23 protein-coding genes and 2 pseudogenes are annotated in these 23,224 nt (G+C 38.5%); 11 read left to right on the forward strand and 14 right to left on the reverse strand.

Annotated elements, in window-relative coordinates:
* Positions 1–160 precede the first annotated feature (160 nt).
* Complete coding sequence (gene map / locus H6F45_RS11850; RefSeq protein ID WP_096569885.1) at positions 161–925, reverse strand: type I methionyl aminopeptidase; 765 nt, start codon at positions 923–925, stop codon at positions 161–163.
* A gap of 4 nt (positions 926–929) precedes the next feature.
* Entirely contained in the window at positions 930–1,931 is a 1,002-nt protein-coding gene (locus H6F45_RS11855) for a Gfo/Idh/MocA family oxidoreductase (RefSeq protein WP_096569887.1), read from the reverse strand.
* Positions 1,932–1,976: 45 nt separating this feature from the next.
* Here H6F45_RS11855 and H6F45_RS11860 point away from each other — a divergent pair, with 45 nt between their 5' ends.
* Complete coding sequence (locus H6F45_RS11860; RefSeq protein WP_190347277.1) at positions 1,977–2,216, forward strand: hypothetical protein; 240 nt, start codon at positions 1,977–1,979, stop codon at positions 2,214–2,216.
* 190 nt (positions 2,217–2,406) lie between these two features.
* Positions 2,407–2,706: a ferredoxin gene (locus tag H6F45_RS11865; protein WP_096569889.1), complete on the forward strand. Its 300-nt coding sequence runs from the start codon at positions 2,407–2,409 to the stop codon at positions 2,704–2,706.
* Positions 2,707–2,815: 109 nt separating this feature from the next.
* On the opposite strand, the gene H6F45_RS11870 is transcribed toward H6F45_RS11865, so the two are convergent.
* Positions 2,816–4,438: a SpoIID/LytB domain-containing protein gene (locus H6F45_RS11870; protein WP_190347278.1), complete on the reverse strand. Its 1,623-nt coding sequence runs from the start codon at positions 4,436–4,438 to the stop codon at positions 2,816–2,818.
* 183 nt (positions 4,439–4,621) lie between these two features.
* On the opposite strand from H6F45_RS11870, the gene H6F45_RS11875 reads away from it, so the two are divergent.
* Positions 4,622–4,885: a sulfiredoxin gene (locus tag H6F45_RS11875; RefSeq protein WP_096569893.1), complete on the forward strand. Its 264-nt coding sequence runs from the start codon at positions 4,622–4,624 to the stop codon at positions 4,883–4,885.
* An 85-nt stretch (positions 4,886–4,970) separates the two neighbouring features.
* Here H6F45_RS11875 and H6F45_RS11880 read toward each other — a convergent pair whose 3' ends face one another.
* The 3 genes from H6F45_RS11880 to H6F45_RS11890 form a co-directional block, all read right to left on the reverse strand.
* Complete coding sequence (locus tag H6F45_RS11880; protein WP_096572743.1) at positions 4,971–6,164, reverse strand: HetZ-related protein 2; 1,194 nt, start codon at positions 6,162–6,164, stop codon at positions 4,971–4,973.
* Between the two features lie 890 nt (positions 6,165–7,054).
* Positions 7,055–7,405, reverse strand: a complete 351-nt coding sequence (locus tag H6F45_RS11885) for a carbon dioxide-concentrating mechanism protein CcmK (protein WP_096569894.1) — start codon at positions 7,403–7,405, stop codon at positions 7,055–7,057.
* Positions 7,406–7,464: 59 nt separating this feature from the next.
* On the reverse strand, positions 7,465–7,776 hold the full coding sequence (locus H6F45_RS11890; protein WP_096572744.1) for a carbon dioxide-concentrating mechanism protein CcmK: 312 nt from the start codon (positions 7,774–7,776) through the stop codon (positions 7,465–7,467).
* Between the two features lie 127 nt (positions 7,777–7,903).
* Here H6F45_RS11890 and H6F45_RS11895 point away from each other — a divergent pair, with 127 nt between their 5' ends.
* Complete coding sequence (locus tag H6F45_RS11895) at positions 7,904–8,788, forward strand: alpha/beta hydrolase (RefSeq protein ID WP_190347279.1); 885 nt, start codon at positions 7,904–7,906, stop codon at positions 8,786–8,788.
* Between the two features lie 112 nt (positions 8,789–8,900).
* On the opposite strand, the gene H6F45_RS11900 is transcribed toward H6F45_RS11895, so the two are convergent.
* From H6F45_RS11900 to H6F45_RS11910, 3 genes are all read right to left on the reverse strand, one after another.
* Entirely contained in the window at positions 8,901–9,521 is a 621-nt protein-coding gene (locus H6F45_RS11900; RefSeq protein ID WP_137667758.1) for a hypothetical protein, read from the reverse strand.
* Positions 9,522–9,576: 55 nt separating this feature from the next.
* Positions 9,577–10,005: a hypothetical protein gene (locus H6F45_RS11905; RefSeq protein ID WP_190347313.1), complete on the reverse strand. Its 429-nt coding sequence runs from the start codon at positions 10,003–10,005 to the stop codon at positions 9,577–9,579.
* A 136-nt stretch (positions 10,006–10,141) separates the two neighbouring features.
* Entirely contained in the window at positions 10,142–11,950 is a 1,809-nt protein-coding gene (locus tag H6F45_RS11910) for an ABC transporter transmembrane domain-containing protein (protein WP_190347280.1), read from the reverse strand.
* A 243-nt stretch (positions 11,951–12,193) separates the two neighbouring features.
* On the opposite strand from H6F45_RS11910, the gene H6F45_RS11915 reads away from it, so the two are divergent.
* The 3 genes from H6F45_RS11915 (at position 12,194) to H6F45_RS11925 (ending at position 15,872) form a co-directional block, all read left to right on the forward strand.
* Entirely contained in the window at positions 12,194–13,042 is an 849-nt protein-coding gene (locus tag H6F45_RS11915; protein ID WP_190347281.1) for a prohibitin family protein, read from the forward strand.
* A gap of 351 nt (positions 13,043–13,393) precedes the next feature.
* Positions 13,394–13,813: a DUF1824 family protein gene (locus tag H6F45_RS11920; RefSeq protein WP_137667761.1), complete on the forward strand. Its 420-nt coding sequence runs from the start codon at positions 13,394–13,396 to the stop codon at positions 13,811–13,813.
* 133 nt (positions 13,814–13,946) lie between these two features.
* Entirely contained in the window at positions 13,947–15,872 is a 1,926-nt protein-coding gene (locus H6F45_RS11925; RefSeq protein ID WP_137667764.1) for an ABC-F family ATP-binding cassette domain-containing protein, read from the forward strand.
* A 188-nt stretch (positions 15,873–16,060) separates the two neighbouring features.
* On the opposite strand, the gene H6F45_RS11930 is transcribed toward H6F45_RS11925, so the two are convergent.
* Positions 16,061–16,435 (reverse strand): hypothetical protein, encoded by a 375-nt coding sequence (locus H6F45_RS11930; protein WP_096569908.1) that lies wholly within the window; start codon positions 16,433–16,435, stop codon positions 16,061–16,063.
* 652 nt (positions 16,436–17,087) lie between these two features.
* Between H6F45_RS11930 and H6F45_RS11935 the strand changes: the two genes are divergently transcribed.
* A complete protein-coding gene (locus H6F45_RS11935; protein ID WP_137667765.1) occupies positions 17,088–17,297 on the forward strand; it encodes a molybdopterin-binding protein in 210 nt (69 codons plus the stop codon).
* A 330-nt stretch (positions 17,298–17,627) separates the two neighbouring features.
* Here the strand turns inward: H6F45_RS11935 and H6F45_RS11940 are convergent, their stop codons facing one another.
* The 3 genes from H6F45_RS11940 to H6F45_RS11950 all read right to left on the reverse strand — a co-directional run bounded on the left by H6F45_RS11940 (position 17,628) and on the right by H6F45_RS11950 (position 19,939).
* The gene (locus H6F45_RS11940; protein ID WP_096569910.1) at positions 17,628–17,957 is read right to left on the reverse strand and encodes a ribulose bisphosphate carboxylase small subunit; all 330 of its coding nucleotides are present in this window, start codon (positions 17,955–17,957) and stop codon (positions 17,628–17,630) included.
* A 59-nt stretch (positions 17,958–18,016) separates the two neighbouring features.
* Positions 18,017–18,424, reverse strand: coding sequence for a chaperonin family protein RbcX (locus H6F45_RS11945; protein ID WP_096569912.1), 408 nt, complete (start codon positions 18,422–18,424; stop codon positions 18,017–18,019).
* 84 nt (positions 18,425–18,508) lie between these two features.
* The gene (locus H6F45_RS11950) at positions 18,509–19,939 is read right to left on the reverse strand and encodes a form I ribulose bisphosphate carboxylase large subunit (protein ID WP_096569915.1); all 1,431 of its coding nucleotides are present in this window, start codon (positions 19,937–19,939) and stop codon (positions 18,509–18,511) included.
* Positions 19,940–20,732: 793 nt separating this feature from the next.
* On the opposite strand from H6F45_RS11950, the pseudogene H6F45_RS11955 reads away from it, so the two are divergent.
* A pseudogene (locus tag H6F45_RS11955) lies at positions 20,733–20,891 on the forward strand (IS4 family transposase); the annotation flags it as partial.
* 10 nt (positions 20,892–20,901) lie between these two features.
* Here the strand turns inward: H6F45_RS11955 and H6F45_RS11960 are convergent.
* On the reverse strand, positions 20,902–21,096 hold the full coding sequence (locus H6F45_RS11960; RefSeq protein ID WP_137667762.1) for a hypothetical protein: 195 nt from the start codon (positions 21,094–21,096) through the stop codon (positions 20,902–20,904).
* Between the two features lie 442 nt (positions 21,097–21,538).
* On the opposite strand from H6F45_RS11960, the pseudogene H6F45_RS11970 reads away from it, so the two are divergent.
* Together H6F45_RS11970 and panB are read left to right on the forward strand one after the other, a co-directional pair.
* Positions 21,539–21,682, forward strand: a pseudogene (locus H6F45_RS11970) (transcriptional regulator); the annotation flags it as partial.
* Positions 21,683–22,125: 443 nt separating this feature from the next.
* Complete coding sequence (gene panB / locus H6F45_RS11975; RefSeq protein ID WP_096569922.1) at positions 22,126–22,899, forward strand: 3-methyl-2-oxobutanoate hydroxymethyltransferase; 774 nt, start codon at positions 22,126–22,128, stop codon at positions 22,897–22,899.
* Positions 22,900–23,224 lie beyond the last annotated feature (325 nt).

A 23,224-nucleotide genomic window follows, 5' to 3' on the forward strand; every position in this document is an offset into this window, starting at 1 on the left:
TTGCAAGGTCTTGACTGAAACTCCGATTTTTTTAGCAAATTCATGAGGTTTAAACATAAAGTCACTCTTATGTTTGTCTATGAGTGTACAGGTTTGTCTATTAAATTGTCAACTTAGGACAAGCTCTTTTCCCTGTTCCCTGTTCCCTGTTCCCTGTTCCCTATTCTGGTAGAGTCAGTATTTCTACTCCATCTTCTGTTACAGCAATGGTATGCTCAAACTGTGCCGAAAATTTGCGATCGCGTGTTACCGCAGTCCAACCATCAGCTAACATTTCCATTTCCTGAGTACCTTCATTGATCATCGGTTCAATGGTAAACACCATTCCCGGTCTTAACCGTTTACCTTTACCCCTTGTGCCAAAATGGGGGATATCCGGTGCTGTGTGGAAAATATTACTGATACCATGTCCCACAAACTCCCGCACTACGGAAAAACCTTCAGCTTCAGCATACTCTTGAATAGCCGCACCAATATCACCTATTTTCGCCCCTGGTTTTACTTCCGCAATACCCAAATAAAGACATTTTTCTGTTACTTCTACCAATTTCTGCGCTTTGGGTCTAGTATTACCAACGATAAATGTCTTAGATGTATCGCCATGATAACCATCAACGATAGGTGTCACATCAATATTAATAATGTCCCCTTCTTTGAGAATTTGTCTAGCATGGGGAATACCATGACAAATAACTTCATTTACACTGGTACAAATTGACTTAGGAAAACCTTTATAACCTAGAGGTGCGCTTTTAGCTCCCTGTGCTTGTGTCCATCTTTCTGCTTCATCATTGAGTTGCTGGGTACTTACCCCTGGTTTAACCATCGGTTCTAGATGCTGTAACAGTTTTGCTGCTAAACGTCCAGCCCGACGCATTTTTTCTATTTCTCTTTGGGATAAAATAACAATTTGTTCAGTTCTCATCTATCTAGTCTTTTGTTAGAAATATAGTTAAACCTGTTTGGGCGGCTTTACGAGTAGCATCTGCCACTTTTAAAGTATACAAACTTTGTTCTGGGGTGACATACAAAGGCTTACCATAAAAAAGATGGTCTAATGCCATTGTCGTATCTTTAGCAAATAATCCCCGACGAGTACCCATATCTATCAATGTTGTTTTTTCTGGCTGTACGAAAATTCCTGTGTTACCATCGAGGATTAAACCGCCTTTTTCACCGTGAATTTCAAACTTGCGTTCTGACTGCCAGATGGTTTCACCTTTACCATAAATCACTTGCGCTAACAAACCATTACTAAAGCACAACTGCGCTACACAGATACAGCTTTGATAATAGTTGGTTTCTGTTTCCCAATATCGCTGATGACAGTTAACAGAGAACACCTCACCAAACAAGTCAGTTAGACGATGTAAGCGAGATAACGCCCCCATTAAAGGAAACCCAAATTGTTCATGGTTATAAGTCCACTTGCGGGGTGCAGGGTTTTCAGGTTTAACGGTACTTTGACGAACATAAAACAAAGAACCCACCTGCTCTAAATGTTGTTTTAAAGCTTGATGCCAACCGCCTAAAAGTTCAATGTGTTCAACGTGCAGCAGTTTATTTTTTGCTTTTGCTAAGGCGATCAGTGCTTCTGCTTCCTTGACATCCAGAGACAGAGGATACTCGACAATTACGTGTTTGCCTTTTGTCAGGGCAGCTTGAGTTATTTTACCATGATCCTGATTAATCGTGGAAATGACCACTAAATCTAAATCTTCCCTGTTGACTAACTCTTGCCAAGAATTTATCACCTCTGTTTGATATTCCTGAGCCAAAGCTGCTGTTTTTTCAAGAGTATGGCCAGCGATCGCTACTAACTGTGTCCGAGGATCTTGCTTTAATGCCTCAGCCCTCAATTTTGCTGCATACCCAGTCCCAACTAAACCCACTCGCATGATTTTATTTAAAGGTGGCTCAAAATTATACATAAATTTTCATCTATTTAATTAATCATTAACATTGGTAATTGGTAATTGGTAATTGGTAAAAATAAAATTGATTACCCAGTCCCCAGTCCCCAGTCCCCAGTCCCCAGTCCCCAGTCCCCAGTCCCCAGTCCCCAGTCCCCAGTCCCCAGTCCCCAGTTCCCAGTCCCCAGTCCCCAGTCCCCAGTCCCCAGTCCCCAGTCCCCAGTCCCCAGTCCCCAGTGCAACCACAAAAATCATACCCTCAAAGATGTCGTCGCCATCTGTCGCAATGATGATTTTACATAACTAAAACTTATTGGTAATAAGTAACTAAATTTCATTACTAATCGTGGTCAAATTTCCGTTACAAGGTTGAGATTTTCCCGTAGTATCAGAATTGAAGCAAATAAAAATCAACGGTTCATCCTTTCAGGTCAGCCGCCGATTTTGCTGAAATATAGCTTATACTGCCGTTGTTACAAGAGAGGAATACTAAATGGCTACTTACAAAGTCACTTTAATCAACGAAGCTGAAGGTACAACTAACGAAATTAACGTTAAAGACGACGAATATATTCTAGATGCTGCTGAAGAAGCAGGTCTTGATCTTCCCTACTCCTGCCGCGCTGGTGCTTGCTCTACCTGTGCTGGTAAAATCGTTTCTGGTACTATTGATCAATCTGATCAATCTTTCTTAGATGATGATCAAATCGAAGCTGGATATGTTTTGACTTGTGTTGCATACCCAACTTCTGACTGTACAATCCAAACACACAAAGAAGAAGAACTTTACTAAAAGTCGAACTTTACTTTTTTGAGAACTTACCACCGCCTTACTGTTACAGCAGTACAGCGGTGGATGTTTTGTATCAATTTCTTCTCTTGTTATTTCTAGCTTACCGCAATTATCTACCTGTTTTGCTATCTGAAGATGTTAAGAAAGGTTGAATTTCGTTACCAAGTATTTTAAGTTCTGTACCCGGATAATAAAACTGAAGAATTCTAGCACTTGGCCAGCCGAGTTTGGCTAAATTTTGAGCGCCTGTTTGACTTAACCCTACTCCATGGCCTAAACCTCCACCAATAAAAGCGTATCCCCAGATCCCTGGTGTACCTTTGTTGAGAGGTTGTAAATAAAATAGTGTACTGCGGGGAGCCGCAAAGGCGCTGCGAACTTCATCTTTATGTAAGGTGAAAACGCCAATATCGGTTTTTACAGCTAGTTCTAAAATTCTACCGCTGTTGCTGCGCTTGGTAACAGCCATAGCTTCAATGGTTTTGAATTTGCTATATGGACTCTTTTTTGCCCGCAAAAATTTTTGTAAGTCTTTGGTAATATCTTCTAAGCTAGTTTGTTTGCTCCAGCGGAATACATCCCATTTACTTTCATTAAATCCTTGTTTCAGGTTAATAAACTGCCGTAAATTATTTTCATCTGCTAAATTATTTTTTGATATGTCCCAAATATTTGTAGCTGCATCCACTACTGGACGCAAATAAGGACGATCTTCTCCATTCCACACATCGCTAAAGTAAGCTGTAACTCCACCTGTGGTTGAAGAATAGAGGGCATCGACTAATTCGTTATTATGGGTTAATACCATGCCCCTGGTGGCAGCGATCGCTTGATCTGTGGTTTTTGCCACGCCATTTAGTCCATCATAAACCTGGCAGTGTGTATCCGCACATAATTGATAGTTATCAACTTCAAATCTGCGTACATTCCGCAGGGCATAGGTGCGGGCAATTATAGCCTGAGCTTCTAGGGACGCTTGGGGCGCTCTTGTGCCAATTTCATAAGGTAAAACTCCCCGTAAATATGTTTCTAAAGGAACTTGATTGACTAAGGAGTAGCTACCATAAGCATTTGGCTGTAATTTCAATCTCCCTGGGAAAAGACGAGCATTTTCTGGCTTTGTGCCTGTATTCAACCGAATTAAATTTTTATCTGTGGTAATTTCTAAATAATTATTGCTGTATCGCTTACCGTTAATTTCCCAACTGACTTGCGGTACTTGTTGGAGAATTTGTGTATCTAAATATGGCAGTTTCTGTCCTGATTTTTGTATGTTTTGTAACAACAATCTCCTGAGTAAAGGACTGCTGTAAACATCTCGTTTTGCCCATACTTGCCAGCGTTCAGGTTGAGCTATTTCCACTTCTACACCTTGAGAACGCCAATTTCTGGCGCTGTCTTCTGCTGTTTCAAAGGTGCGATAGTTGCCTAAAACTACTACCTCCTGCACTTTTGCTTGAGGCAAAGTCTCCATGACGGTTTCCAGTTGGATGGGGTTGGCAGTAACTAGGGTTTGCTGTTGATGACCTTGTTGCCATTTTAGCTTTAGGCGATCGCCTTTGGTCGGTGTCAATTTTAATTTAGCAGTAGGTGTAGATCCAAATCGCTGGACAATACCAATTTTCAGTTCCACATCTGGGTTATTGTTGACAGGAGTTGATGCAGCAGTCAGTCCCAGTAAACAGAATGTGGTGAGTATTTTGTAGGAAGAACGCCAGAAAAAGATTTTCATGAAAACCTGATTTTGCTACCACAGTGAGGCTTGAAGGCAACTTTTAAGGAATTTTGTAGCGATTTTGCTTTGTTGTTGATGCCATTCAATCATATCATTACCTTTTTTTTCTCAAATAGTTGCAAATCGAAGTCATAATGATTATGATTTAGCTGGGATAGAAAACTCATCAGCAAAACTTCTATGGTAAAAATTCAAGAAATTCCTTTAAATCAAATTCAACGCCCATTACCGCGTCAGAACGATCCAGCGAAAGTTAAGCAACTAATGGAATCAATAGCAGAAATTGGGCAACAAGAACCGATAGACGTTCTAGAAGTAGATGGAAGCTATTATGGCTTTTCTGGTTGCCATCGTTATGAAGCTTGTCAGCGTCTAGGCAAAGAAACGATTTTAGCTAGAGTCAGAAAAGCTACTCCGAGTGTGCTAAAGATGCACCTAGCTTGACACTCTCCGGGCTAAAGCCACGGAGATTCTACATTCTACGTCAGAATTTGCTCTCTTCAGTTTTCACCAACTAGAGTTGCGAAATTTAAAGAGAATCTTTTGTTCTTAAAGTTTGAGCGGCCAGATAGACTTTAGTCCATTCACCCATAACCTGATGGGTTTTGAGTTGTAAATTTTGGGCTATTGCTTCTATAGAGTGACCGGCTCTGCGTAACTGGAGAATCTGTCTGCCCAGATTAGTGACTTTTTCTTCCAACTGCTGCCATTGGTTTGGTGTTAAACCGAAATTGTGTTCTTGTAAGGAAATTGAGAGCCAGCTTTCTACCAGTTCTGATTGACCTTTGATGGCAAAAACGCGGACAGCATGGTAGCTAATTTTTTCACGCAGTCGGTATACTTCCTTAATTGGCTTATTGAGTTTTTTGGCAATCTCTTCTTGAGTTTTGCCTTGGAGGTATAATTGCAGCCAATCTACTGCGGTTTGTCCCAGATTTTCCAGTAAGTATTGGGCAAATTCTTGATATACAGCTTGACGTAGTGATTGTTGCTCTTCTAATTTTTGTGCTTCTTGATATTGGGCGATCGCCTGATTATCTACCAAGTTCAGGGGGTTATCTGTATCTTCTGTCAGCACTTCATCAGAAACCAATCGAATCAAGTCGTTGGCTGGAACTTGGGTTAGCCCACCACGCTGAACCCGTCGCAAGTAGTTAACAAAACGATAAGCCAAGAGGGGTTGATTACGTACTGGACGCAAACAATATTCTTCGATGCTGGCAAATAGTAAGGTATCCTGTAATCTTCTATCTGTGGTGACATCGGCAATGGCAGACATTTGTTGCTGCATATATGAATCACTTTGCAGCAGTTCTTGGAGAACTTCTTGTAATACATCGACCACACTGCGCTGGCGATCGCGACTTAAAGACACCCAAGTTTGAATTTTATTTCTCAGTGTCATCACGCTTCCCAAGCGATTAATCAGGTTACGATAAGCACGTTCTCGCCCCATTCCTAAGTATCGCTGCTGTAAAATCCGACAGCGATATTCCATTGCTTGTTTAGCTATTTCCAGTTCTTTTGGGGTGAGTAAATCAAATCTTTTGACATCTGATCCCAAAAGCCAAAGCAAAATACTATGTCTAGCGCCCTCACTTTGTTCTGGACATTCAGCAGCGAGTCGCTTTTGCCAATATTGCGCTAAGTGTGCCGCATCCGTTTCCATAGTGAGATTGCGCTCCTCGAAACTCGGCTTTAAAGTTTGCATCACAACCCCTATACCCACTTAAATTACTAACCAATAGCTGCCCTTGTTCTCAAAATACGCAAACTACTTCTCAAAAAATCTTGCTCATTGATTTTTGATCCGAAAGCTGAATTTTTAGTTTAGGTATTTCACTTTGTTAGTCCAAAGGTAAGTATTCAGCTATCAGTAATCAGTAATCAGCTTTCAGATGTAAATAGACTGGTTGTTAATAAAATCATAATTTTACTAGATTACCAGGCTTTGAGCAGAGAAATTCACAGGCTGATATTTGTGTTATTTGTGACTTTTGCTGACGGCTGACGGCTAACGGCTGAATGCTTACTTCCAAAGGTAAAAAAGATTAATTATGAGTCTCTGACGAAAATTAACCTGTCTAAGTTTCAGCTTTCTCTCGTTATTTTTGCGTTCACTTCTTTACCAGTCTTGATATTTATTAGACAATAAGAAAAGTCAAGTCAGAAAAGTCAAGTAGTTTTGCTGTTTACACATCTTTCATAAAAACAAAGATTATTTGGATATGCTCACAATTACAATTATTTCTCCCCGGGGAAACTATTGAGTAAAATTAATCAAAGCTTTAGATTTTTGTATCCAAATATCATTTCTTTACAAAAGTCAGGAGCTATTTTGGTAAAAGGGCAGAACAGGGCATAACTCTTGCTCAATCTCAGTATTCAGAATATTACTATAAATAGTTTATAGGTTTACTGTGACTGAGATCACTGAGTTTAAGTAATTATTTCTGGATATGGCAGTAAGAGAACTAAAAATTTATTGCTTTTGAATACATAGCTATTAGTCCGTAGTCAATTATCGGGTGTGTGGTGTAGGGTGTAGGATTGGGGGAGAATCTTTTTCTTCCTGTCACCTGTCACCTGTCACCTGTCACCTGTTCCCTGTATTTATCTACCGCTAGATGATCTGACGATGGGATTTTCTACAGAGTCTCGATATTGCTGAACTTGGTCTGTATAAGCAATGGGTAAAACAGCTTCGACGTTTTCATGGGGACGGGGGATGATTACCCAAGATTCTAAAGTACCACCATAGACGTTTTCTGCTGCTTCCACACCAGCGGCCATAGCGGTTTTAACTTCAGAAACATCACCACGAATATTCACTGTAAACCGGGCGCTACCTACTCGGATATAACCAACTAAGGTAACTCGTCCAGCTTTTACCATCGCGTCTGCTGCTGCTAGGACTGCGGGAAAACCCTTTGTTTCTAAAGATCCAACGGCCTGTAGTGACATTATTAATCTCCTTTATGAATAAAATTATCTGCTACAAGTTATTTTGATAGCAAATTTGCTTAAAAAATCCGAAAAGGTTCAGATTTGGAAGTGAAGTGGATGGGTAAAATCGTTTCCACATTTTCCGGGGGATTGGGAACTATATAATGTGTGATCACTTGTCCACCATAAACTTCTTCTCCAGAAGCTATTCCCGCAGCAACTGCTGTTTTAACTTCCGCCACCTGTCCCCTGACGGCGACTAACAAGCGTCCGCTTTCTGCGATGCCATAATATACGATTGTGACAGCGGCAGATTTAACCATCGCGTCTGCTGCTGCGAGTACACAGGGAAAACCTAAAGTTTCGATTACGCCAACTGCCATTGGCATGGCTTGACTCTCCAGAAATCCAGAATAAGTGATATTTATTGTACGAGGCTTTGGTCCCCATTTTTTCATTTGGGGAAATTTTCTTTTTGTCAGTAGTCGGTGGTCAAGATGATGTAAACTGATGTTTATGTTTCCAAGTTTTTTACCCGCTGCTGTTGACAAGCTGACAGAACCAGCTTCTATTGCCTTGGCTCAAAGTATCCAAAGTCAAGACATTGCTACTCCTTTAAGTCCTGAACCTATTACCACTACTTACGTACATCAAGGTAGTGGCGATACTCCAATTTTATTGGTTCATGGTTTTGATAGTTCGATTTTAGAGTATCGCCGACTTTTACCCCTGCTGGCTGACAAAAATGAAACTTGGGCAGTAGATTTATTGGGTTTTGGTTTTACAGATAGACAACCGGATATTGCTTATAGTCCCTTAGCTATTAAAACTCATCTCTATTATTTCTGGAAAACCCTGATTAACCAACCTGTGATTTTGGTTGGTGCTTCTATGGGTGGTGCTGCGGCGATAGATTTTACCCTCACTTACCCGGAAGTGGTGCAAAAATTGATATTAATTGATAGTGCTGGGTTGAAAGGTGGTTCAGCATTAAGTAAATTAATGATTCCCCAGTTATATAATTTAGCAGCGGAGTTTTTACGTAATCCCAAAGTGCGCGATCGCATTTGTCGCAGTGCTTATAAAAACCCAGATTTAATAAATGCGGATGCTTTATGTTGTGGGGATTTACACTTAAAAATGCCTAATTGGAGTCAAGCTTTAATTGCTTTTACTAAAAGCGGTGGTTACAGTGCTTTTAAATTTCCGCAATTGGCAAAAATTCAACAGTCAACTCTGATTTTATGGGGTGATAATGATAAAATTTTAGGAACTAAGGATGCTCCCAAATTTAAAAAAGCTATTCCCCAAAGTCAGCTAATTTGGATTAAAGATTGTGGTCATATTCCCCACTTGGAAAAAGCAGAAATTACAGCACAACATATTTTAGAATTTAGGTAAGGAGTTAGGAGTCAGGAGTCGGGAGAAAGAATTAGAAGCAGCTAAAAATATTTTCTTTGGGGTAAAGTATTCTGAATCCTTACTAACTGCGGTATGATGTGGAGCTTAAATTCTAATCATACAACCAAGTATTATTAGAGAAATCATCTTTTTTTGTATCTGGTTTAGATTTTTCTACAATTATTTCTGGTGGTTTGTAGGATTTTCTGGGATTAACTGCTAAAGATTTAGTAATTTCTTTTGCAGGTTGTTTTACGGTTTCTTTAACAGGTTCTTTCACTGTTTCTTTCACTGTTTGCTTTTTAAGTTCATTATTTTCTTCTATAAGTTGAGAATTAGATTCAGCTAATTTTAATGCTGTTTTTTTAGTTTCATAAAGTTCTTTACCTAATTTTTCTGATAAAGATTTATGTTCAGATAATGCGGTTTTTAATTCAGTGATTTCTTGTTGCAGCGTAGTTTCTTGATTTTGGTATTTTTCCAAAGATTCCTGTAAGTTCTTGATGGTAATTTCTAATTCTGCTTTAGTAGGATTTGCGCGTTTAGCGGTGGTTTCCAAGGGTGTTTTAACTGTGGTTTCCTCAAATGTAGAAATTTCTGTTTCTGCTGTTTCTGCTGTTTCTTCTGTATCTAAGACTTTTTCTGCTGTAACTTCAATCGCAGTTTCATCGGGAGATGGGGTAAATTTTTGAGCTTCTTCTTGTAATAATTCAGTCAGACGTTTTCTAGGCATTATTTTCTCCTATTTAATTATTTTCTTATTTCTAAAGTTGCGATTTTTTGCTTTCTTAAATTACTAACTGTTCACTCATCTTTTGTTCCAAAGAATCCAACAAAGTATCCACATCTTTACCAACTTGTTCAAAACACTTTTGCGGTGCTGGTTCAGGTGCAAATTGAATTAATTTAATTTCTCCTTTACCAATACCAATCATTAAAACTTCTATTTCTGGTTTATTATTATCAATAATTCCTAGAAGTTCTTGTAGTCGGTTTTCCACTCGCACATTTAATTTTTCTACCGCTTCTTGAGGACAATAAACAAAATGCGGCTGAGGTTGTAAATCAATACCAATAGTTCCCTGACTATCGCCATTTTCTAACCACAATCCCCAAAATAAAGCAGCTAATTCTTGCTGATTTTCTTTGACAAATTTATCTAATTGTTTCCGCCACTTGGTATCCCCGGTTTCTGGTTTTGCACTGCTAAACATAATTGGTGATTGGTAATGGGTAATTGGTAATTGGTAATTCATAATTCATAATGGGTAATTGGTAAATTAACCTCCCCCTGCTCCCTGCTAGAAAGCTCCCCTGCTTATTCACTGTCACCTGTCACCTGTAAACTGTCACCTATCTTAACCCCGATTGTACACGCCAGAGATTGGTGTAAACGCCATCTTTCTCTAGCAGTTGTTCATGAGTTCCTGATTCTACTAATTGTCCATGTTCCATGACATAAATGCAATCAGCATTGCGGATGGTAGAGAGACGGTGAGCGATTGCAATTGTTGTCCTGTTAACTGTTATCCTTTCTAAAGAACGCTGAATAGCAGCTTCTGTTTCATTATCCACTGCCGATGTCGCTTCATCCAAGATTAAAATGGGCGGATTTTTCAAAACTGCACGAGCTATAGCTATTCGTTGTTTCTGTCCACCAGATAACTTTTGTCCCCGCTCTCCCACAATTGTCTCATAACCTTGGGGCAATCGCATAATAAAATCATCGGCTTCTGCGACTTTCGCGGCCATGATAATATCTTCCTGGGAAGCGTCAAATGTACCATAGGCAATATTTTCCGCTACAGTACCATGAAACAGAAACACATCCTGACTAACCAAACCAATACAACGGCGTAAATCTCGTAAATTTAAACTTTGTAAATTCACACCATCAAGAGTAATTTTACCATATTGGGCTTCATAAAATCTCAGCAAAAGTTTAACTAAGGTGCTTTTTCCTGACCCTGTTGAACCCACAATAGCAATGGTATTTCCGGCAGGAATTTCTAGAGATAAATGTTTAATTACTGGTAGTCTATCTTTATAAGCAAAAGTCACATTTTGAAACTCTACCGCACCCCGCACCAATTCCATCGGTAAATTAATATTTCCTGTATGAATCTCAATCGGAGTATCTAACAAATCCATAACTCGATTAGTAGAAGCCATTGCCCTTTGATATAAATCAAAAGTATCTCCTAATCTGGTTAAAGGCCACAATAATAATTGCACTAAAAACACTAAAGAACTATAAGCACCAACTGCTAGATTACCTGCTATGACTTGCATTCCCCCAAAAATCAATAATATTGTGAATGCTGCTAAAATAAACATTCTAATAATGGGAATATAAGCCGCAGAAAAAGCAATTGCTTTGGCATTACTAACCCGATAAGCATTACTTTCTGATTCTATCCGCGCTGCTTCATAATCTTCAGATGTAAAACTTTTAATAGTAGTAATCCCACTCAGATTATTAGATAATCTGCCATTAAGTAAACCCACCTTTTCCCGTACATTAGCATAGCGGGGAGCAAGTAATTTCTGAAAAGCTACCGAACCCCCTAGAATAAAGGGCATAGGTAACATAGCCATCCATGCTACACTAGGAGCTAAAATAAAAAAGGCGCTGCCAATAATTACAATAGTTGTAATCACTTGGATAATATCATTTGCACCCACATCCAAAAAACGCTCTAGTTGGTTAACATCATCATTGAGGATAGACATTAAACCACCCGTACTGCGTTCTTCAAAATAAGCTAATTCTAAGTCTTGTAGGTGTTTATAAGCATCCAGACGTAAATTATGCTGAATATTCTGCCCCAAATTCCGCCAAAGTAACTTATAGCGATACTCAAAAAATGATTCTAAGATCCAAGTAACGACCGTGAGAAATGATAAAATAGCGAACTGCCCAGAAATATTTTTAATACCTAACTGAGCAATGATAGAATCTTGTTGTTTGACAACCACATCCACCGCAATACCAATTAAAGCCGGTGGTGCTAAGTCAAAAACTTTATTGAGGATAGAAGCACCAGTAGCTAACCAAATTTGTCGTTGATATTCATGTCCATATTCCAGTAGACGTTGCAGAGGATGTACAAAATGCCTACGCTTTCTTGATGCTTTGTGAGATTTGATTTCTGTAGCCACAGCCCTTTAAAGTCGCGTGCATCCAATATTACCATAAATCAGGTAATAAATCCGGCTTCCTGAGCAAGAGAAGAATTATATTACTAGCAGTGTATTTTCAGAAACCTAATTAAAAATAGTTATGGGTGGGTTATTTTCAGCCAAATTAACATTAAAAATCTAAATCTTGGGCAAATATTAGTTTTAATTAACTGAATTTGTGTTATTTTACTCAAAAACCAGTATATAAAAGGAGATATAACCTTGAAAAATCAACAACTTGGAAATTTACAGACTTCAATTATAGGAATAATAGCGGCAATAATAGTGATTTTGGGGTTAAATTCCTTTGTCATTATCAATCCTGGACAAGCGGGAGTGATTAGCATCTTGGGTAAAGCTAGAGACGGTGCGTTAACAGAAGGTATCCACATTAAACCGCCATTTATCTCAGTGATAGATGTGTATGATTTAACGGTGCAGAAATTTGAAGTTCCCGCAGAAAGTTCTACCAAAGATTTGCAAAATTTAACTGCGAGATTTGCCATTAATTTTCGTCTTGATCCGATGCAAGTAGTGGAAGTAAGAAGAAAACAAGGTACACTAGAAAATATAGTTTCTAAAATTATTGCGCCCCAAACCCAGGAAGCATTTAAAATAGCAGCAGCAAAACGTACAGTAGAAGAAGCAATTACCAAAAGAAGTGAATTAAAAGAAGATTTTGATACAGCATTAGGCGATCGCTTAGATAAATATGGGATAATCGTATTAGATACGAGCGTAGTTGACTTAACCTTTTCTCCAGAATTTGCGCGAGCAGTTGAAGAAAAACAAATTGCGGAACAGAGAGCGCAAAGAGCCGTCTACATAGCAAGAGAAGCCGAACAAGAAGCCCAAGCCGAAATTAACCGCGCTAAAGGTAAAGCCGAAGCTCAAAGACTGTTAGCAGAAACTCTCAAAGCTCAAGGAGGACAATTAGTTTTACAAAAAGAAGCAATTGAAGCTTGGAAAACAGGGGGCGCACAAATGCCAAATGTGCTTGTTATGGGTGAAAATTCCCAAGGTAGTATTCCCTTTATTTTTAACTTGGGCAAAATCTCAAATCAATCTTGATTTGTATCAAAAATAAAAGGAGTCAGTCGTAGGGGCAACCCCCTGTGGTTGCCCTCTTGAGTCAGGAGTGAGCAAAAAAGAAGAAAACCATAATAGGCTGTAAATTGATATCATTAACACTGGTGGAATTTGACAAAACTGGAGCATCCTTTTTATTAACTCAATTTCACTAGAAACAAAAGCTGATTACTGACTGCTGAATGCTTACTTACTTACTTACTTACATATATAAAATATAGAGCATGAAGATTTGATTTTTCAATTCACGAAATATACCTTAATCTTCTATAATTCTATTAACTTTTACCTTTTTCCTGTCTAACCAAGTAAATTCACACATCCAATTGCTATATGTCAACTTCTAACCGCACCAACCTCACCATTTCCGAAGCCAAAAAAATCCTCAACAAATTTAACTGCTTAGATATAGCACCTGTCCTCAAACCATTAGAAAAAGCCTTAACCCGTGAGGCAATAATTTTGCTTATTAAGCAGTCTGATTACCAAATTTTAGGGATTTGTGCTGATACAGCTGAAGAAGGAATTTTGGCAATGAAAACCTATTCTCACGCTTTCGGTTATCAAGCACCAGATAATTTACCTCACCCAGAAGGTCCAGTTTATATCAAATTAAACGGTAAAAATGGACTGTGTTATTTAGATTCCTACGCCGGACATCATCGCGGTGTATTAGTTTCTTGTCAATCCTATTATGAAGGTGGAGTAAATGAAATGTATGGACATTTACCCCTGGATTTATTTGTTGGATAGGTGACAGGTGACAGGTGACAGGTGACAGGTGACAGGAAAGAGGGGTAATAGTAATCAATTACCCATTACCAATTATCAATTACCAATCACCAATTACCAATTACCCATTACCCATTACCCATTACCAAATTTTATGAGTCTTATTACATTACAATCAGTTAAAAAAGATTTTGGGATCAAAGAAATATTAAAAGATGCCACATTTAGCATTGATGCCACTGATAAAGTTGGTTTAATTGGCACTAACGGTTCTGGTAAATCAACTTTATTAAAAATGATAGCTGGGCTAGAATCAATTGATGGCGGACAAATTTTAACCAACTCTGGTGCTAAAATTATTTACTTACCTCAACAACCAGAATTAGATGAAAATCACACAGTTTTAGAACAGATATTTGCTGATAGTGGTGAACATACAAATTTAGTGCGGGAATATGAAGAACTGACGGATAAATTAGCTCATTATCCCGAAGATTCTATATTAATGTCTCGCTTATCTCTTGTCATGCAGCAGATGGATGCTACTGGTGCATGGGAATTAGAAACCAATGCGAAAATTATTCTCACAAAATTAGGAATTGCTGACTTTGATGTGAAAGTTGGCACATTATCAGGAGGTTACAGAAAGCGGATAGCACTAGCAACAGCTTTGTTAGCTGAACCAGATGTATTGTTGATGGATGAACCTACAAACCATCTGGATGCTTTATCTGTGGAATGGTTACAAAGTTATTTAAATCGCTTTCGTGGTGCATTATTTCTCATTACTCACGACCGCTATTTTTTGGATAAAGTTACTAATAGAATTATCGAAATTGATAGAGGTGACATTTACACCTATTCCGGTAATTATTCCTATTATTTAGAAAAGAAAGCTTTAGCAGAAGAATCTGCTGTAAGTAGTCAACGTAAACATCAAGGTGTATTACGTCGAGAATTAGAATGGTTAAAGAGAGGACCAAAAGCCAGAAGCACCAAACAAAAAGCCCGGATTCAACGTATTCAAGCAATGCGCGAAACTGAGTTTAAACAAGCTCAGGGTAAGGTTGATATTTCTACAGTTAGCAGACGTATTGGTAAAAAAGTTATTGAACTCAATAACATTACTAAAGCTTACAATGATAGAACTTTAATTAATGATTTTACCTATGAATTTAGTCCCGAAGATAGAATCGGGATTATTGGTGGAAATGGTTCTGGAAAATCAACTTTAATGAATATTATCACCGGACGCATTCCCCCAGATAGCGGTACTGTAGAAATTGGTAGTACAATACATATTGCTTATTTTGATCAACATTCTGAAGAATTACTATCAGCAGTTAATGAAAATCAGCGCGTAATTGATTACGTTAAGGAAGAAGGGGAATTTATCAAAATTGCTGACGGGACAAAAATTACTGCTTCCCAAATGTTAGAGAGGTTTTTATTTCCTGGAAATCAGCAATATGCACCCATTTATAAACTTTCTGGGGGAGAGAAACGGCGTTTATTTTTGTTACGCTTGCTGATTAGTACGCCGAATGTTTTGATTTTAGATGAACCGACTAATGATTTGGATGTGCAAACGTTAGCAGTTTTGGAAGAATATTTAGAAGATTTTTCTGGCTGTGTAATTGTAGTTTCCCATGATCGGTATTTTTTAGATCGTACTGTAGATACTATTTTTGCACTAGAAGAAGGTGGGAATTTACGACAGTATCCGGGTAATTATTCAGTTTATTTAGATTACAAAAAAGCTGAAGAAACTGCACAACAGGAAGCAGTTAATAGTAAAGAAAAGGCGAAAAATACCACCGAGGAAAAAACACCAACTCCAGAAACAGAAACTAAAAAACGTCGGCGTTTATCTAACTGGGAAAAACGAGAATTTGAGCAATTAGAAGGTAAAATTGCCCAATTAGAAACAGAAAAAGCAGAAACAGAAAAAGCTTTAGCAAATGTGCCACCGGGAAAATATACCCAAGTGCAAAATTTATATGAACAGGTAGAAGCACTCAAGCAAGCTATAGATGTGGCCACAGAACGCTGGTTAGAATTAGCGGAAATGGATGCGTAGAGAAGGCAGAAGGCAGGAGGCAGAAGGCAGAAGTAAAAATTCTCGTTCCCATACTCTGTATGGGAATGAATTATAGAAGTCTCTGACTTCTATTAAAGCAGAGGCAGAGCCTCTGTTATGTCATTCCTAGCCGGAGACTAGGAACGAGATATTTTCTTCTTACTGTCACCTGTCACCTGTTCCCTGATTTAAGAATTATTTACGTCTTCCCCAGGCCAAGGTTGATCTACACTTATTACCCAAGGGATACCATTATTTACTGGTGAACTAATACTAATTTTGGCTTTATTAGCAAAACGCTTTAACTTATCTGCCAAATAGGGAACATTAATCATGATATTTTGGTAACTTTCGATATCATGACAAACCATCATTAATATTAAAATACCACCATTAACCTTAAAATACCAATGGCAACTGGATAAGACAACGCGCACCGTATTTTCACACGCTAGGAAAAAGCGTTTTTTAGTAACTTCTTCCAGTTGACTCATTAATAATTCGCTGATTTGCGTAGTTTTATAGGTAGGCAAATCATCTGGAGAAAGGTGTGATTTAGTCATATAATGTCGTCCTTTTTGAAAAGAACAAGATACTGACGTAATCTCTATTATTCTTGATAATTAGAATCTTAAATTACGTCAAATTTTGAGATATTCCTATCTGACAACCGTTCACTCCCTTATGAATGTTTATATAGTTGATATTTGCTCTCATCTAATTTTCCACATATTTTCTTTATAAATTGAAATACAAAACTTTATGAAGTTTTGTTAATATTGGCAAATCTAGATGCAGAACAGGTTTGAGAACCCGTTGAGTTTTTAAGTGTTTTCAGAAAATTTACATAAATATATACAAATATACAATCAATCTCTCAACAAAATTGAGGAGAAAAATTTGTACCTAGCCAGCAAATTGGCAAAATGTTGTGATATATTAGCCATCAATTTCAGGACTTACGCAAAATATCTCTCCAACCCTCTTTCCTTCGTGTCCTTCGCTCCTATGCCTTCGGCACGCTTCGCGAACGTGGTTCATTCTTCCGTGACTTATGGGTAAGTCCTAAATTTAATAAGATGAATTAAATAAGACCAAATATTTTTTAATTCATGAAAAAATTAAAAATATATTAAGTATAATTATAATCAAAAATTAAACGAGATAATGATAACTATTGGTTTGATTATAAACAATAATCAGGAAGATAAAAATATGCAAGTTAGCGCCCGTAATGCACTCAAAGGCACTGTCAAAAAAGTTGTACCTGGGTTGGTTAATTCTGAAGTAATAATAGAAATAGCTCCTGGAGTTGAAGTAACTTCAATCATTACTAAAACTTCGGCTGACAACCTAAAAATTCAAGAAGGTAGTCAGGTTTATGCTGTAATTAAAGCCACTGATGTGATCATTGCCACTGACTAAAATAGTAAATTTTTAGTCTTGATTAATTTCTAAAAAATCAATTATTCAAAAATTTTGGGTGGGTACTTTACTTACCCAAAATTAATTTACATTTGTCTGAATTTTATGTATTTAAATAAGTTTTATAGGTAGATTTGACTACAATTAAAACATAAATTGTTTTGCTTAATTTACCATTAAAGTTGGTAAAAGTCAACATGAACTTTCAATACAACTCATCATTGCATCTGTGTTCACAACCGTGTGAGCGATACAAAAAAAGAGAGATAGAAAACTCTACCTCTCACCAGGGTATGTATAAATTATTGAAACATTAAACCGAATCAGATTTTAGTATCTGCTGGGTTTGTGAACGATGAAGCTTAAAACTTGGCACTGTTTGATGTTGTCAAAACCAACAACACGAATATAGCAGTTACCATACAGAGAACGACAAGCTTGAACTTCGCTCAATACTTCACGGGTGGTTTTAGCACCAAACAAAGGTAACTTCCACATTGTCCAGAAAAGTTCGGTAGGTTCAGAAGTTTCGTTAAACTCAACTGCTGGGATATAACCTTGACTTAAAATGTACTGAACTTGCTTTTCAATTTGCGCGTCAGACAGAGGAGGAAGATAGGAAAGGGTTTCGTAACGACGCTCTTTTGGTAAAGTTTGCATAGCTGTTGTTAGTTAAGTGGCTATTTTTTACTATTTGGTTTTTGGCACTTAAGCCTATCCTAATCAGATAAATTATCTAAATCAGGATCTGAGATTTTCTGCTGTTCTGTTTTTGGGCTGGGACTTGATAAATCTAGTTGCGTGATGCGTTCGAGATGCTGGCGACGCTGTTTCATATTGGCTTCCTGAATGCCAGTACGCACCATTTCCGGTAAGAAATCGGTTACTTCCTCTGCTATGTGTTCCCGGACAGTCATTATCCGCAAAGCCAAATCTGACTTTACTAGAAACAGTTCCTCTATGTACGCTTCTCCGTCTTGAATTTTCCCGGCAGAAAAGTTTTGCAACCAATGTGCTAGAGGAGGATTAGTTTCGCCTAGCTGCGCCAAAACAGTCATAAGTGCCTGATAAGTCAGATAACTTTGGAGAGTTTTGGCTGTGTCTTTTGCAATTTGCTTGAGATTCATGCTTGACCCAGCCCCATAGATTTTAGATTTTGGATTTTGGATTTTAAATTGCTCTAATAGTCCAAAATCGCAAATCCTAAATCATCAGACGGTATCCATTGCTTCAAACTCGAACTTGATTTCTTTCCACAGTTCGCAAGCAACGGCCAACTCAGGAGACCACTTAGCAGCTTCGCGGATAATGTCGTTACCTTCACGAGCCAAGTTGCGTCCTTCGTTACGAGCTTGGATACAAGCTTCTAGTGCTACGCGGTTAGCGGTTGCACCAGGAGCGTTACCCCAGGGGTGTCCTAATGTACCACCACCAAATTGTAGTACGGAGTCATCACCAAAGATTTCTACCAATGCGGGCATATGCCATACGTGGATACCACCGGAAGCAACTGCCATTACACCAGGCATAGAAGCCCAATCTTGGGTAAAGTAGATACCGCGAGACTTGTCTTGCTCAACATAGTTTTCACGTAGCAAGTCAACGAAGCCCATTGTGATGCCGCGTTCACCTTCCAATTTACCCACAACAGTACCAGTGTGGATGTGGTCACCACCGGACATCCGCAGGGTTTTAGCTAATACACGGAAGTGGATACCGTGGTTCTTTTGACGGTCAATTACAGCGTGCATCGCGCGGTGGATGTGCAACAACAGACCGTTATCACGACACCAACGAGCCAAGGTGGTGTTAGCGGTGAAACCTGCGGTCAAGTAGTCGTGCATGATGATGGGCATTTCGAGTTCTTTAGCGAACTCAGCACGCTTGAGCATTTCTTCGCAGGTAGGCGCGGTTACGTTTAAGTAGTGACCTTTGATTTCGCCGGTTTCTGCTTGTGCTTTTTTGATCGCTTCTGCTACAAACAAGAAACGGTCTCTCCAACGTTGGAAAGGAGCGGAGTTGATGTTTTCGTCGTCTTTGGTGAAGTCCAAACCACCACGCAAACATTCGTATACTGCACGTCCGTAGTTCTTAGCAGATAGACCTAATTTGGGCTTAATTGTACAACCCAACAAAGGACGACCATACTTGTTCAATTTGTCGCGCTCAACTTGAATACCGTGTGGAGGTCCTTGGAAGGTTTTCAAGTAAGCTACGGGGATGCGTAAGTCTTCTAAACGCAATGCACGTAAAGCTTTGAAACCAAATACGTTACCTACAATAGAGGTCAACATATTGGTTACAGAACCTTCTTCAAATAAGTCTAAAGGATAAGCTACGTAAGCAATATATTGGTTATCTTCACCAGGAACTGGTTCGATATCATAACAACGACCTTTGTAACGATCTAGGTCGGTTAACAAGTCTGTCCATACTGTTGTCCAAGTACCAGTAGAGGACTCAGCAGCTACAGCCGCACCAGCTTCTTCAGGAGGAACTCCGGGTTGGGGGGTCATCCGAAATGCTGCTAACAGGTCTGTATCTTTAGGTGTGTAATCAGGTGTGTAATAAGTAAGTCTGTAATCTTTTACCCCAGCTTGATACCCAGATTTGCTCTGAGTCGAAGTTTGCGCGTAAGACATATTTTCCTTCCAAGAAGTCACTCTTTATTACTATCAAATCACGTTATGTGCAACTTCTTATCGCCCTTTTTCTTTCTCGTTTTCTCATGATAACTATAAGAAAAACTTATATAGAAAAGACGGAGGTGGGCGGATATAGCGTTATTAGTGCTACAAAAAGCTGGCAGCGGTTGTAGTTTACCGCATATCTTCTTTTATATGTAGGCGTACTGTGACACGCTTTTAATTTTTCTTTACCCGCACACAAAGTGTTTTCTATCTCTTATGCTAACCCTACTAAACCTGATTAGTTTTAGGGAAACTTCGGAACTTTACAGGCATTCTTGGAAGTTATCCCCTCAAAATCGGAATAATTCGGGTTTTTGGGCTATATAGCTTTCATTCCCGTTTTTCCTTTCCTGATATCTTGCCCTGATAGGAGAAAAAGATATGGAGGAAACTTTGTTAACTGTGGTTTAGCTCAAGGGTGGGCGCAGGATAAAAAATTGCACACGACGCAATTTGTAACTTGACTCACAATATATCAAGATTTGGATAAGTTATTCTTTGAAACTTTTTAACTTTTATATTTAAATTTCTTATATAAGAAAAATTTTAACTTTTTGTTAAGATTGCTTTACAACTGTGTACATATCAGTGTATCACAAGTCATCTAAACTGCACTGCTGACAAACAGATACAATGTATTCACGGAGTATAATATTCAAACTTTATACTGAAAGCATTTAACTGTACTCAGTTATTTGATGATCTTGGGGTTCATATTTATGATGTTTGAATAAACAATTAAGCCCAAAATGTTAATGGTATTGGCATACAAATTTATGCCAGTCTCATCGCTTATCTAATTTGACAACTTGTATATGTTCCTAAAGAATGGGGTGAAAAAATGTTAGATAAATTCCGCTATCTTCAAGCTTGTATGTGTTCACAAATCAGTTATGTTCATTAGATGGAAGATATTATGAAATGTTGACATTTTTACCCTTAATAGGACTACCATATCTAAATATGTAAAGTTCTGTAACAGTATTCAACATTTCTGATTTATCAGCAATATTTTGTAAATCTGGTATTTCATTTTCTGGAATATCAGAATCACCATTTACATTTAATAATTGCTCTGAAGTAATTTGATAACCATATTCTTTTTCCAAAAATATAGAGTAAAACAGGGTTAATTTGTGCTTCTCCAGATCGGATTAATTTACTTACCCCTTTGTTTGAATTGATATAGGAATAAGAACTAAAGGTGCTTGAAGATTTCTACCACCATCATTTGCTGTCCAAGTGACCATTCCATAAGCTAAAAATAAAGTTCTTAAACCTCTTTCTTCTAAATTGCTAATGCTGCGTTTATAAATAGTTTGTATTTTCTTGATAACTTCTGTATTTATCTCTTTATTTATTTCAGTATAGTCTTTAGACCTGTCCGAAATATATAACGAAAAAATGGTAGAACGGTAAATGGAAAATATACCGTGGTTCTACCGAAGATGAAAAATATTACCAATTATATACATATGTACCCAAAACGCGCTAGGGGTATACTGGGTCTATTTAGATATCTCCGAAAATGAACTATGCGTAACTTGAAACGGTTTGCCTTCTCGTCAGGTGTTGACTCTTGCCCCTGATGTGGGTAATAAGTTATGGGTGGGAACCAGCGAAGGGTTAGCGTGGTTAATGCCTACAATGGAAAAAGCACGGCCTCATTTTGGTTTTGGGCGGAGTGTGAAGTAAGGACTGGGAACTGGGGACTGGGGAAAAAAATTTTAGATTTTAGATTTTAGATTTTAGATTGGAGTTAACAAAAACAATCCAAAATTCAAAATCCAAAATCCAAAATAAATAACTCCTACCTCCCCTACCTCCTGCCCCCTGCCCTCACAGGGGTAGGTTTTTAATATTATCTGTTGAGGCAGGACCACCGAAGACAAGGAGGTATTGTAGACAAGGAAGATTTTATACAAAAAATGTACTTCGGCTTCGCTCAGTACAAGGTCTGTTTAGCCTCAGTTTTTGTTACCAATTGTACATTTTTGTTACGTATTTCCTCCCTTGTCACCTTGTCTGCCTTGTCCTCCAAGTCTTGCCCTCACGACAATGTAAAATACCTACCCTTGTGAGCTGCCCCCTGCCCCCTGCCTCCTGAATGAACTCCTTGAACTCCTGAACTCCTGATTATGCCAATTACTACCCAGCAATTAATACAATGGAAACAGCAAGGACGGGCAATTGTCGCTTTGACTGCTTGGGATTATGCGATCGCTCAACTGTTAGATACAGCTGGTGTAGATTTAATCTTGGTGGGTGATTCTCTGGCAGTTATGCTGGGATATGAAACCACTCTGCCAGTTACGTTAGAAGAAATGATCCACCATGCTAAAGCTGTGCGTCGTGGTGTAAAACGGGCTTTGGTGGTGGTAGATTTACCATTCTTAACTTATCAAGAAAGTGTTTCCCAAGCGATGCACTCTGCTGGCAGAATACTGAAAGAAACTGGCGCACAGGCGGTAAAATTAGAAGGTGGCTATCCGGCAATGGTCGAAACTGTAGCCCGGTTGGTACAAGCTGGTATTCCTGTCATGGGTCATGTGGGTTTAACACCGCAATCAGTACATCAACTCGGTTTGCGACAACAGGGCAAAACTCAGACCGCAGGAGAGCGCATTTTCAATGAGGCGATCGCTCTAGAACAAGCTGGTGTATTCTCTCTAGTCTTAGAACATATCCCCGCCAATTTAGCATTAGAAATTACTCAAAAAGTACGTGTTCCTACCATCGGCATCGGTGCGGGTGTTGATTGTGATGGTCAAGTATTGGTGACTTCTGATGTTTTGGGGCTTTCAGAAAAACAGCCACCCTTTGCTAAAGTTTATACAAACTTACGAGAACAAATTACCAACGCAGTCCAAAGTTACGCCTTAGAAGTGCGCGGTGGACAATTTCCTAATTAGTTATTGGTGATTGGTCATTAGTTATTAGTCATTGGTCATTAGTTTAATTTTACCCAATCACCAGTCACCAATCACCAATCACCAATGTCATTTAGGTACATCTGAGTAATTCTATTACTATAGAGTACGTAAGGCTGCTAGTTTGTTATAGAAACACATAATTTTTGCTGAATTGTTGCGGATAAGGACTAAACTTAAAAATCTTGTACAGCAAATTCGTAAGCAGTCAGGAGTCAGGAGTCAGAATGTTTTATCAAACAGTAGATTATCAAATATATGATTTTGGACGTAACTGTTAAAAACCTGACTGCTGACCGCTAATAGC

Origin of the sequence: Sphaerospermopsis sp. FACHB-1194, from assembly GCF_014696235.1 — a bacterium.
GTDB lineage: Bacteria > Cyanobacteriota > Cyanobacteriia > Cyanobacteriales > Nostocaceae > Sphaerospermopsis > Sphaerospermopsis kisseleviana.